The 12,421-nt window shown below is 44.4% G+C and carries 9 protein-coding genes; 4 read left to right on the top strand and 5 right to left on the bottom strand.

Annotated elements, in window-relative coordinates:
* Positions 1–59: 59 nt before the first annotated feature.
* The 4 genes from AC0J2X_RS06635 to AC0J2X_RS06650 form a co-directional block, all read right to left on the bottom strand.
* The gene (locus AC0J2X_RS06635; RefSeq protein ID WP_061486057.1) at positions 60–1,943 is read right to left on the bottom strand and encodes a putative bifunctional diguanylate cyclase/phosphodiesterase; all 1,884 of its coding nucleotides are present in this window, start codon (positions 1,941–1,943) and stop codon (positions 60–62) included.
* Positions 1,944–2,090: 147 nt separating this feature from the next.
* A complete protein-coding gene (locus AC0J2X_RS06640; protein ID WP_014949897.1) occupies positions 2,091–3,197 on the bottom strand; it encodes an NADH:flavin oxidoreductase/NADH oxidase in 1,107 nt (368 codons plus the stop codon).
* 65 nt (positions 3,198–3,262) lie between these two features.
* Entirely contained in the window at positions 3,263–4,417 is a 1,155-nt protein-coding gene (locus AC0J2X_RS06645) for an iron-containing alcohol dehydrogenase (protein ID WP_014976852.1), read from the bottom strand.
* Between the two features lie 14 nt (positions 4,418–4,431).
* Entirely contained in the window at positions 4,432–5,298 is an 867-nt protein-coding gene (locus AC0J2X_RS06650; RefSeq protein ID WP_061486056.1) for a type 1 glutamine amidotransferase domain-containing protein, read from the bottom strand.
* Positions 5,299–5,406: 108 nt separating this feature from the next.
* On the opposite strand from AC0J2X_RS06650, the gene AC0J2X_RS06655 reads away from it, so the two are divergent.
* Positions 5,407–6,315, top strand: a complete 909-nt coding sequence (locus AC0J2X_RS06655; RefSeq protein ID WP_472995883.1) for a LysR family transcriptional regulator — start codon at positions 5,407–5,409, stop codon at positions 6,313–6,315.
* Positions 6,316–6,425: 110 nt separating this feature from the next.
* On the opposite strand, the gene AC0J2X_RS06660 is transcribed toward AC0J2X_RS06655, so the two are convergent.
* Entirely contained in the window at positions 6,426–6,830 is a 405-nt protein-coding gene (locus tag AC0J2X_RS06660; protein WP_014949893.1) for a type 2 periplasmic-binding domain-containing protein, read from the bottom strand.
* A gap of 163 nt (positions 6,831–6,993) precedes the next feature.
* On the opposite strand from AC0J2X_RS06660, the gene AC0J2X_RS06665 reads away from it, so the two are divergent.
* The 3 genes from AC0J2X_RS06665 (at position 6,994) to AC0J2X_RS06675 (ending at position 12,245) form a co-directional block, all read left to right on the top strand.
* Positions 6,994–7,245, top strand: coding sequence for a hypothetical protein (locus AC0J2X_RS06665; protein WP_014976849.1), 252 nt, complete (start codon positions 6,994–6,996; stop codon positions 7,243–7,245).
* 205 nt (positions 7,246–7,450) lie between these two features.
* Positions 7,451–9,370 carry a methyl-accepting chemotaxis protein gene (locus tag AC0J2X_RS06670; RefSeq protein WP_061486055.1) on the top strand — a complete coding sequence of 640 codons (1,920 nt, stop codon included), beginning with the start codon at positions 7,451–7,453 and terminating at the stop codon, positions 9,368–9,370.
* Between the two features lie 226 nt (positions 9,371–9,596).
* Positions 9,597–12,245, top strand: a complete 2,649-nt coding sequence (locus AC0J2X_RS06675; protein WP_156078514.1) for a M1 family metallopeptidase — start codon at positions 9,597–9,599, stop codon at positions 12,243–12,245.
* Positions 12,246–12,421 lie beyond the last annotated feature (176 nt).

The following is a 12,421-nucleotide window of genomic DNA, read 5'->3' on the forward strand; positions in this document are numbered from 1 at the left end:
ATCAGCTTCTAAAACAGCGCCTTCACAACGAAACATTTCCGACTTCTTAGTTTAAGTGGTTACTTTGTTGGATGATTACTTAAGAATCGTTCTACCTCGGGCGCGGGGAGTGGCTTGCTCCAATAATAGCCTTGCCCCAAGTCACATCCCATTTTTATTAGCTTTTCTAAAGCGGGTTTACTTTCAATACCTTCAGCTACCGCTTTCATGCCAAGGCTGTCGGCAATACTGATTATTGCTGCAACTAAAGGTGCGTCGTTTTCCCCAATGCCCAAGGTGTTGATAAAAATGCGGTCTATTTTGAGTTTGCGAGCGCTAAATGTCTGTAGATAATTTAAATTAGAGTAACCGGTACCAAAATCATCAATAGCAAAGTGCACGCCTAACGATTTAATCGCTTCGAGCTGTTCGCCAGTGGTGCCATTTTCATCCGCGAGTATGGTTTCAGTTAGCTCCAGCTCTAAAAATTGCGGTGCTAATTGTGAATTTTGTAAGGCCTGCTCAACGACAGCGGGGAGCGTACCATCTTTGAATTGTGCGAAGGATAAGTTTACGGCAACCGTAAGATTAGTATGACCGTTTTCATGCTGTTTAGCGCAAAATTCACAAGCTTGGTTTAACACCCACGCACCAAGAGGGATGATCAAGCCACTGCTTTCCGCTAAAGGTATGAACTTGTCGGGGAATATCATTGATCCGTCTTTCTGAGGCCATCTCAAAAGCGCCTCTACTGCTTGAACCTTGTTAGAGGCAAGGTCTATCAACGGTTGGTAGTACACCTCGAATTCATTGGCATGCACGGCCGGGCGCAAACGCTGAATAAGTGTGAATTTTTCATCGTTTTCTTCGTCAAAGCGAACGTCATAGTATTCGTATCTATTTCTACCGTTGCGTTTCGCTTCGTACATTGCAATATCTGCTTTTCGGCACAGCTGTTTAAATTTAATTCCGTCATAAGGCGCTTGTGCTACACCAATTGAACCCGATACTACCACTTTGGTTTGCAGCACTTCGAATTCGTTCGAACACCACGTAATTAAGTTCTTACATAAGTCATCGATTTCAGATTTGTCTGATATTTCTGGCGCCAACACAATAAACTCATCGCCACCGAAGCGTATTAAACTTTGCTTTGTGGATAGGTGGTCGGTGATGGTTTGAGATATTTTTTGAAGAAACCGATCGCCCGCAGCATGACCAAGAGCGTCATTCACGGGTTTAAAGTTGTCTAAGTCTATGAACAGCAGCGCGAGCTGAAGCCCTTTTTCTTCACTCTCTCGTAGCTTTTCGTTGAAAAGTCGCTCGCCCAAAATCCTATTTGGCAAGTTTGTGAGCGGATCGTGATGTGCTAAGTGCTGGATATGTGCTCTATTTTGCTCAACTTTAGACACCTCTTGCTGCAGTGACTGCATAAGCCGACGAATATCCTGTATCAAAATAAAAACGCTGAAGCCCGTAATAACGTAAATAACCATGATGAAAAGCACATGAGACCAGCTCAAAATAGGCGGGTTTGGTGTTACCACATCGTGCATTATCAACCACGTAAGCGTAATGCACTGTAGAAGCACTAAAGATAAAACGGTGCCAAATAGGGCAATTCCACCTAATAAAGCCGCAAATATGATGACGCCAGGGTAGCCAATCATGGCGATATCAAATACGCCTGCACCTGTTGCGGATAGGGCAAACAGCATTGACGACATAGCGCCTAAAAGTAGGTAACTGCTGGTGGTAACGTAATACTTGTATGCGAGCGAGCCAGTGACGATTAATGAGAACAAGCCCAGTAAAAAGATATCAAAAGTTATGCCTCTCGCGACCAGAGACGAAGCGAAAAGCCCGAAGCCTGTTACCGCGCTTATTTGAATGACACGGCGCCTTCGGAGTGACGTTAGATCAGCAAGCTTTGCTGATGAGGAAAAAAAATCTTTAACCTGCATTCTTCCAAATCTTGAAGGAGGTTTATAGCAACCTTAAACCTAACTTGGAAAAAAGCAAGTGCAGAGACGCAACGTTATACGTTATTGGCAAAAGACGAGGAAAAACACAGCAGTGCTCGAAAACACTGCTGCCCGTAAAGTAAATAACTACCTTTCGTCTGATGGTGCGTAACGCTCCAACCAGTGTGCATATGGTGCAGGCATTACCCAAGATGGTTTTTCAACGCCTAGCTTTTTCGCTGCAAAGTAAGACCAGTGTGGGTTAGTAAGATGCATTCTACCTACCATAACAACGTCAAGTTGTTGGTTTTCAATGGTATCGTTGGCGAGCTCTGGTGTGTCTACTCCCCAAGCTGTAGCAACCGGGATCCCGGCTTCATCACGTACCTTTTTAGCAATTGGAGCAAGGAAAGCCGGGCCCCAAGGAATATTCGCATCAGGCGTGTTAAAGCCAACGCTAACGCTAACGAAATCAGTACCAATTTCTTTGAACTGTTTTACAAGTTCGATAGACTCGCTCAACGTCTGTTCGTCATCACCATCGTATTCGATAACGCCAAAGCGTACGGTAAGCGGTAGGTTTTCAGGCCAAACCGCGCGCACTGCGCTCAGTGTTTCAAGTAAGAATCGACCACGGCCTTGCGCATCACCGCCGTATTCGTCGGTACGCTTATTGGCGTGCTTCGAGAAAAAGCTTTGAGCCAAATAACCGTGGGCAAAATGCAGTTCAAGCCACTCGAATCCAGCTTCAAGCGCGCGCTGGGCACCTTTCACAAAGTCACTCTTAACACGCTCAATATCGGCTTTGGTCATTTCTGTAGGCGTAACAGGTAAGTGTGCCCCAAAGGCTTCTGCCGAAGGTCCAATAGGCTGCCACCCTTTTTCTTCACTTGGCTGAATGTGGTCATCACCTTCCCAAGGGCGGTTAGCACTCGCTTTGCGCCCGGCATGTGCAATTTGAATTCCAGCAACAGCGCCTTGGCTTTTTATACGATCAGCAACATTTTTTAAGCCACTAACGTGTTCATCTTTCCAAATACCTAAGCAATTTGGCGTGATACGTCCTTCTGGCGAGACGGCGGTTGCCTCAACGATAACCAATCCAGCACCGCCTCGGGCAAATGACTGGTAGTTTGCTTCATGCCACTGGTTTGTAAACCCATCTTCTGCAGAGTATTGGCACATAGGAGGCACAGCAATACGATTGCGAAGCGTCACGTCTTTTAACGAAAATTGTTCAAATAATGCAGTCATATTTCTCTCTTTTTAAATAAACACAAAAGCACTCAGCGAAGGCTGAGTGCTTTAAAATCTAGGGGTTATGCCGCAAGAGTTAGAATTTCACGGGCTTTAGCAAGATCGATGTCACCATGCTCGCCAAGCGCTGTTAAGCCGTTGCGTTCAAGGTTCTCGATTAGCCCATCAATGGCAGACTTTTCAATGTTGTGGTCTGACAGGCGGGTTTTAACCTGCATAGTTTCAAAAAAGTCCTGAACCGCTTTTATGGTTAAGTCGATGGCCTTTTCTTTGTCATTTTCCTGAATGCCAAACACGCGCTCACCTAGCTGCAGAATTTTTTCCTGCTTTTTGTCACGCTGCACGAACATTAACGACGGTAGAACAATTGCTAGGGTCACGGCGTGATCTAAACCGTGTAACGCAGTAAGTTCGTGACCTATCATATGTGTGCCCCAGTCTTGCGGTACACCTTTGCCGATTAATCCGTTAAGCGCCATTGTTGCTGACCACATTACGTTTGCACGCACATCGTAATCTTCAGGCGTCGCTAACGCTTTAGGACCTTCTTGAACTAAGGTTTGTAAAATTCCTTCTGCAAAGCGGTCTTGAAGCGGTGCGTTTACAGGGTAGGTAAGGTATTGCTCAATCACGTGAACAAAAGCATCAACCACGCCGTTCGATACTTGACGTGGTGGTAGTGAATAGGTGAACTCAGGATCAAGTACGGCAAAAACAGGCTGAACTGTTTCAGAAGAAAACGCGCGTTTTTGCGACGTTTCTTTTCTGTTTACTACCGAGTTACCGTTACTCTCAGACCCTGTCGCAGGTAAAGTAAGTACTGCGCCAATAGGTAATGGATTTTCAAATGCAGCACCTTTAACAAGTATGTCCCACGGATCGCCTGCAAAGTTAACGGCAGCAGCTACGAATTTCGCGCCATCAATAACACTTCCACCGCCAACCGCAAGAATGAAGTTCACGTCATTTTCACGGGCGACATTCACAGCTTTCATCAGTGTTTCAAATTCTGGGTTTGGTTCAACACCCTGAAATTCAATGACTTCAGCACCTGCTAGTGCAGTCGTTACTTTATCGTAAATACCATTTTTCTTAATTGAGCCGCCACCGTAGAGGAAGAGGACTTTTGCTTGTTTCGGCAAACGTGAAGACACTTCACTTAGTTGCCCCTTGCCGAACAAAATTTCGGTTTGATTTTTAAACGTAAAATTAAGCATAGTGTTGCCTGTCCTTAATTAGATTGTGAATTTAACTGTTGTAAAAGCTTTTCAGCTAACAGTTCATCAGAAAACGGGTTTTGGCCTGTAATAAGCTCACGGTCTACTACTACATTGGGCGCCCACATTTCTTTGAATTCCATCTTGCCACCCGCTTGCGCCATGGCGTCTGCTGGGTAGTACAATAACGTTGCGTCGTTTAACGTGCTTTCAAAATAGGCCTCTTCCGGTGTGGAGAAGATTGTCATTTTGTAGCCATCATAAATCCAACTCTCAGATGAGGCTTGCTCACCGGATTTCAATGCCAGTTCAAATGCCTGCGGGTTAGATTGCCCAGAAAGTAAGGCGATTGGGCCATGGCAGATAGCGGCAGTAGGTTTTCCTTCATTGTGAAAGTGAGACAAAATTTCACCCACTTGAGGATTGTTTGCCAGGTCGATAAGCGGTGCATGACCGCCTGGAATGAATACGCCTTCAAACTCTTCCAGCCCTTGTCCAATCACTTCGCTCAATGACAGCGTGTCATCAATGCCTTCTATTGACTCTACAAACGTTTGAATGTCTCGCATTTGCGATTCGCCGCCATCAAAGTATTGCGGTATTACTGACTTTTTATCTACAGATGGCGCATTGCCTTTTGGCGTGGCCAATACCAGTTTGTAGCCTGCGTCTACCAATGCTTTTGCCGGCACACCAAACTCGTTAAGGTAATAGCCTGTAGGCTCTGTTTTTCCATCTGCAAGTTGCATTACATTTTCACTTGAAAGTAGTACAAGTATTTCGCCTTTACTGGCATTCGCAGCTTTAACGTCTGCCGCATAGGTCGACTGTGATAAACCCGCAATAATGGCGAGCGATAAAATTGATGATGCTGATTTCATTTGCAGCTCCTGTCGCATTAGAAAGTGCGTGTATCTTAGAGAGGTTGGCTTACATCGAGAAGTCAGATAAATTGTGACGAGTCATCAAAAATCTGATGGGTAGGGATTATGTCTTACTTAACACAGTTAAAAACCTTTGTAGAAGTTTATCGAAGCGGCAACATTACACGTGCTGCAGCTCGCCTTCATATGTCTCAGCCAGCGGTCACTTCTCACATACAAGCCATGGAGAATATTGTCGGTAAAGAGTTGTTCATAAGAAAAGCGAGAGGCGTTGAGCCAACGGCTATCGCTGATGACTTGGCGCTGCAGGTCGCCAGTCACATTGATACGTTAGAGCAGAAAGTGGCTTCTATTCGCAGTCGTGCTTCCACCGATCACGGCACGTTACACCTAGCAGGCCCTGCGGAGTATCTCAGTCTGGTGGCAGGTCCGGCACTCGCTAACTTGCTTCAGGCCGATAAAGTGAATTTAGTGATCCATACCGGCAACAAAAGTAATATTTATCATTTGTTGGAGAACGATGTAGCGGAACTTGCCATTACGGCCTCTGAGCCCACTGATGCGATGTATGAATATCAGAAGTTAGATAAAGAGCGCTTAATCTTAGTGATGAACCGTGTGCAGGGAAAGTTGCTGGGAGAAAGAGAAATATCGGCAGCGCTACTAAACCAACATAAAGTAGTGACGTATGATGAACAGTTACCGCTTGTTCGGCGATACTTTTCGGAGGTATTTAATGCCGCGTGTGAGTCGCCTGTCGCGGCTGTTTGCCCCGATATAAGAGCAATAAGTAGTATTATCAAAGCGGGAATTGGTTATTCCGTTTTGCCTGACTACTTATGTAAAGAAGGTATTGCAAAAGGCGAATTGGTCGCGCTGGGCAAGCCAGGCCCAGAAAACGATGTTTATTTAGTGTGGAAAAAGGGAGCGCTTCGTCATCCTAGGGTCGACTTCGCCAAAGGTGTCATAATGGCTTTTGCAAACATTAACTATCTTTCGACACTTCCTGATTGAAGCTAGACGCCTAAAAAGGGCGACGCATTTGGACAAGGCGTCGCCATTTGTTCCTAGTTTAAATAAACAGGGCTTGTTGGTCTTTGCTGAATATAAAACAACAGCAGGCCCTAAAATGTACCGACAACTTTTACCGTGCCATCAACTTTACCTTCATCCACAAAACCTATGGTATTGGGGTTGGTCGCGACAAGATTTAACATCTCATCCTCAGTTGCTATCATTTCAGGTGGTGTGCCTCTGCCAGTAAACACAAGCTTCGACCAGAATGCAGAGTATTGTGATTCAGATTTTCCAAGCACATTATTATTAAAAGCGTCTCTGATATTATTACCTTGTTCGAAGGTAAGGGGAATTGCGCGACTTCCATCGGGAAATGCTTTTACTTTCCCCAAATATATTTTCTTGACGGTATCGATATCGATCCCAGAATTGTTATTGGCATTTATTATCACGGCTGTACCGGCATAAATCGGCGCAGACATTAAAAAGCACAGGGCTGCAACTATCTTCATTGATATTACCTTCGTTCTTAACTCGCTAACATCGAGGCAAGCATGCTAGTGGTTTGTACCCAAGGGCAACGCGCCCTCACGAAAGTATAACCGAGATTTACAATTTGTCGCATTTCGACAAAAGGTGAAATTTGAAGGATCCTAAAACATACAAAGAGAAATTATGGCAAAACCTAACGCAAAAGGGCCGGTCAGAACCGTGCAAATTTATTGCTCTAAGTGCAAATTCCAGCTATTTAAATATCGAAAAGGCGGCAAAGGCGCGTTGGTTAAATGCTTTAAAGAGAGAATAGTTGAGGACTTTACTCATGAAGAAGGAATATGTCCTTCTTGTGACGCACAGTTTGCAAGAAATGCCTTAATTCGAGGTGCACCGGCCCTGAAAATTGTTGGCACAAAGGTGACCATGAAGTAGCACAGACTGATAATCGGTTGTTAATTGGACAACTTTTTTAAAATATAAACGTTTGGATAATTTGCTCTTACGTAATTTTTGCCTAAATTAATATAAAGGGATTACAGCCTCAAGCCGTTGTGCTGTTTGGTAAAAAATTTAAGGCTGAGGTTAGAAAGCGCAACGGAATGGCTTTGTATTAAACGTCTACACATCGAGATGATAAATGTCCATTCAAAGAAAGTTTCTATTTTCTATTTCTGCTGTTATCGCTTTGTTCGCTTTAATTGTTGCCGTGGCAACGGTTATCACCACTTCCTCAAATGTTTCAACCCTTGTTCAAGAGCAAAAGAAGAACACCGCCGATCGTTTAGTGAATATTCTTACTGTGACTGACTCTATCATGCTTGAACGCGTCAAAAGCAGTATGGCGTTGCTTAAACAACGAGGTGAGGCAATCGGTGAACCCAATCAAACCGATATTGTTATCGTTAAAAATACGCAGGCTCGGCAGCTAAGGTTGGGCAATGCGGAGCAAGCCAACACATTCGATTTGGTCGATAACCTGACAAGCGTAATGGGAGGCACCGCCACGCTTTTTAGTAAAACAGGAGACGACTATATTCGCGTGAGTACCAATGTCATTAAAAATGGCGAGAGGGCGATTGGCACTAAGTTGGCCCCTGATGGCAAGGCGATCAAAAAGATTAATCAGCAGGAAGCGTATTACGGTGCGGTTGATATTTTGGGTAGCCCTTATTTAACAGGTTACGAGCCAATGTTTAACAGCAGTGGTGACGTTGTGGGCATCTGGTATGTGGGATACTCAGCCGACCTTAACGTCTTAGAGCAAGCCATTAAGCAAAGTCACGTGCTAAAAGAAGGCTTTGTTGCCCTTCGTGATGCAAAAGGTAACATTCGCATGCATTCCGCACATGTGAATGATCGGCAGGTGGCCGACGCCCTTCAACCTAATGATGACTGGGTTGTAGAAGTGGTACCGTTTTCGCCTTGGGGGTACGATATTATATTAGTGGCGTCGACGTCAGAAAAATCGGCTATGGTTCGAAGCTCTGTGTTGGTTGTTGTACTTAAAATCGTATTGGCGAGCGTGGGAATTTTGATCACCATTTGGTTGCTCGTTAAGTATATTGTTGGCAAGCCACTTGAAGAATTCATTGGGGTAGTAAACAACTTGTCTTCTGGTGAGGGAGATTTAACGTTCCGTTTTCAGGCATCAAGAAGCGACGAGTTTGGCACCATGGCAAGAGCGTTTAATGGGCTTCTTAGCCAGTTACAAGACACGTTGCAGAGTGTGGACGAAGCCACCGACCACATGCTAGCAAAGTCAGAAAGGTTAAATGCAACAGCGTTGCAATCCAAAGATACCGTTTCACAACTTAGCCGAGAAACGGAGTCAATTAATAACGCCATTTCGTTAATGCAGCAGAATGCACAAACTGTGTCGTCAACCATTCGCAGTTCAAGTGAAGCGGCACACGCTGCCGATCAAGATACGCGAAACAGCGTAAGCGTTTTGGCGCAAACCATTAAAGACATCCAGTCTCAGGCAAGCGATGTGGACGCGTCAGTACAGGTTATCACTGAGTTGGCTCAGGCAAGTGAAGAAATTAGCGGTGTAATGGAAGTTATCAGGAATATCGCAGAGCAAACGAATCTACTTGCGCTCAATGCAGCTATTGAAGCGGCTCGCGCTGGTGAGCAGGGACGTGGCTTTGCCGTTGTCGCTGACGAAGTCCGCTCGCTAGCAAGCAGAACGCAGTCTTCCACGGAAGAAATTCGCAATATGATTGAACGCCTTCAGCAAGGTAGCCGCGTGGCTTCTGAAAAAATGCAGCAAAATAAAGAAACCGCCTATAAAACCGTGGACACCACAAAACATGCTGGCGATTCGTTAAAGCAGGCGCTTGACGCTGTTGCACGCATCACAACGTTAAACCGAGACGCTGCCACAATGGCTGAAGGACAAACAGAGGTTGCTAACGATGTGAATAAAGGGGTAAGCAGTATTCAACAGGTGGGCAATGCCAATACTACCTATGCAAAAGAAGTGGTAGATAACTGTGAAGCCTTAGTTCAGCAAGTTAAGCAAATGCAAATGCAGTTGCGACGATACCATTTCTAGAGTTACTGGCTTATTCAATCGATTTGGCTGTCAGCAGGCAGCGAAGCAGAAACAAGATATATCGCCAGAGTCAATGTACGCTGAAATGCACAATTCTTGCGGTTGACATGAATAGTAACAATTTGAACCAATGCCAAAAGGGCTTTAGATTGCTAAGGCTCTTTTTGATATTTATTCTTACCCATGGATGAATATAGGGATTTTCCCACAACATGGATAAACCATAATGAAACAACTATCTACACTAGCTGGTGTGGTAGCGAGTGTTTTTGCATTCACATCGCTATCGACAACGGCAGTAGTGGCGCAAGAAGCGCAAACTGCATCTGCAGTCGTATCACCCGCGAAAAAGACACTTGCTGATGTTGAATACCGCTTACCGTCAACAATCGCTCCCACATTTCAACACATTCACTTAAATATCGACCCTGACAACCCTACATATTCTGGAAAAACGAATATTGATATAACGGTTAAAACCCCAACTAAGAAAGTGGGCTTTTATCAGCAAGATTTGACCGTGACTTCTGCACGTTTAGTGTCTGGAAGCAGCAGCTTTCCTCTAAATGTTACGATTGGAGAATACGACATCAATTGGGGCGAATCGCAAGATGAGATTGCGCCTGGGAAGTATACGTTAGAGATTACGTTTGAAGGGAAAGTGAACACGTCTTCAGATGGCATGTATCTGTCACGTTTTGAAGAGACCAACTATATATTTACCCAGTTTGAAGATATGCATGCGCGAAAAGCGTTTCCAAGTTTTGATGAGCCAAACTTCAAAATTCCTTATCAAATGACCATCAGTTCTCCCGAACATCAGGAAATTGTGGGTAATACACCTGTTGAAAAGGTGACAGTGGAAAACGGGATTAAAACCGTAGTGTTTGAAAAAACTAAGCCCATGCCGACTTATCTTATTGCCTATACCGTAGGGCCCTTTGATAGTGCTGAAATTTCTGGGCTGTCGGTGCCAGGAAAAATATACGTTCCAAAAGGGTATGCCGATAAAACCAAATTTGTTATCAAACACATCCCAGAAATCCTAGCCTCGCTAGAAGATTTTTTCGGTATCAAGTACCCCTATAAAAAAATGGATTTTGTTGCCGTACCCAACTTTACCCACGGTGCAATGGAAAACGTAGGTTTAATTACCTATCGCGATAGTTTGTTACTGCTAGAAGATAACCCAAGCGTCACAGAGCGTTCACGACCGCTAAATGTTATTGCGCATGAACTTGCTCACCAATGGTTTGGCAACTTGGTAACAATGGCGTGGTGGGATGACCTATGGCTGAACGAAGCGTTTGCGTCTTGGGCTGCAAGCCATACCATGAAAACCTTGTATCCAGAGTTGAACTACGCCGATCGCATAGTACAAGAGGGAGCATTTGGTGCAGATGCTAGTCCCACGGTGAAACCTGTTAAAAAGGTAGTGAAAAGTCAGCCAGATGTGATGGATGGGTTGGGCTTGAACTACTCAAAAGGTGAGTCAATTTTACAAATGATTGAATCGCTAATTGGTACAGAAAAGTTTCGTGAAGGTGTTCAAAACTACATGAATACCCATGCTTGGGGTAATACCGTAGCAGATGATTTGTGGCGCGCCCTAGATGAAGTGTCTGATTTCAACTTAAGCGCCATGATGAAAGCTTACTTGGAACAGCCGGGCTACCCACTTATTCATATTTCAAAAGATGGCAAATTAACCCAGTCCCGTTTTCACCTTGCTGGCGCGACCGTGGAGGATAAGACATGGGCAGTTCCATTAAAGCTGACTTATCAATCAAACGGAAAAATACTAAACGAAGTGGTTTTTATTGATAAAGAAACCACAGTTTTACCTCAGCTTGCTGAAGCAGACTGGGTATACCCTAATGACAATGCAACAGGTTACTTCCGTTGGTCAATTGAACCAGCTCAGCTAAACGCACTGCTAAATAACATTGACGCGCTAAATAAGCGTGAAAAGAAAAATGTGCTATACAACTACCAGGCGCTGTTAAACGCAGATCAAGTAGGTGTAGACAGCGTGATGAAGGTGCTTAATAGTTTGGCAAAAGATGATGACCCTGCGGTCATTCGTGCGGCTGTTGGCGTGTTAGCTGAGTTTAGTTATTTAGTAAATGAAGACAATAAAGCCGCCTATGCAAAGCTTCTAAATCAAAATTATATGCCTTTGTTAAACAAGCTAACCTTGTCTCAAAGTGAGCAGGATAACGCAGATGTCATTCGCCTGCGTAACCAGATATACAGCTTACTGGGTACTCATTCGAACAATGATCAACTTGTTGAACAAAGCGTTAAAATAGCGAAACAGTACCTTGCAGATACTAGCAGTGTTCCTTCCGGTATTGCCGGTACAGCAATTGAAATTGCTACGCGAAATAGTGAACAAGGCGAGCAGGGCACATGGTTTAATACAATTGTAGAGGCATTTAAAAAAGCACAGTTGCCAAACGTGAAAAGCACGCTGGTGTATTCGATGTACTTTGAAGACAAAGCAACCGTCTTTAAAATGTTAGATTTAGCGCTTACCGATGATATTACGCCTGCAAATACCATGTATATGGTGGTGAGAGTAGCACGTAACTTAGACGATCATACGCTATTGTATGAGTGGCTTAGTAAGAATAAAGACGCGCTACTAGCAAAAATGCCTGATTACCATGTAAGCAGAATGCCGGAATTTGTTTCAACAACCTGTTCGGCTGAAAACTTAGAAATGGCCAATGCGTTCTACGCGCCAATTAGCGAGACTTATCAAGGAATGGCACGCGGTGTCGAAATTATGCAGGACGAGTCTCAACAGTGTATGCGGCTGAAATCTGCATTTCAGGCAGACTTTAACGCCTTCTTAAACGAGCAGTTATAGGCAACAACGAAAAGGCGTTTACCCAGAGCTTTTTGTCCTAAAGTTATGATTGAAAGAGCGTCCACTAGGCGCTCTTTTTTTGTGCATAAAACTGTAACATGCACCACGGCGAGTCACTAAAATATTTCAAAGCTGAAACATTTACGCATTGTGACAAATCAACTTTCCCTGTACCA

The organism is Alteromonas sp. R7 (assembly GCF_055755235.1).

Excerpts from the sequence above, each read along its gene's own strand:
- AC0J2X_RS06635 (WP_061486057.1), bottom strand. The coding sequence starts at position 1,943 with ATGCAGGTTAAAGATTTTTTTTCCTCATCAGCAAAGCTTGCTGATCTA.
- AC0J2X_RS06645 (WP_014976852.1), bottom strand. The coding sequence starts at position 4,417 with ATGCTTAATTTTACGTTTAAAAATCAAACCGAAATTTTGTTCGGCAAG.
- AC0J2X_RS06665 (WP_014976849.1), top strand. The coding sequence starts at position 6,994 with ATGGCAAAACCTAACGCAAAAGGGCCGGTCAGAACCGTGCAAATTTAT.
- AC0J2X_RS06655 (WP_472995883.1), top strand. The coding sequence starts at position 5,407 with ATGTCTTACTTAACACAGTTAAAAACCTTTGTAGAAGTTTATCGAAGC.
- AC0J2X_RS06670 (WP_061486055.1), top strand. The coding sequence starts at position 7,451 with ATGTCCATTCAAAGAAAGTTTCTATTTTCTATTTCTGCTGTTATCGCT.
- AC0J2X_RS06660 (WP_014949893.1), bottom strand. The coding sequence starts at position 6,830 with ATGAAGATAGTTGCAGCCCTGTGCTTTTTAATGTCTGCGCCGATTTAT.
- AC0J2X_RS06640 (WP_014949897.1), bottom strand. The coding sequence starts at position 3,197 with ATGACTGCATTATTTGAACAATTTTCGTTAAAAGACGTGACGCTTCGC.
- AC0J2X_RS06675 (WP_156078514.1), top strand. The coding sequence starts at position 9,597 with ATGAAACAACTATCTACACTAGCTGGTGTGGTAGCGAGTGTTTTTGCA.
- AC0J2X_RS06650 (WP_061486056.1), bottom strand. The coding sequence starts at position 5,298 with ATGAAATCAGCATCATCAATTTTATCGCTCGCCATTATTGCGGGTTTA.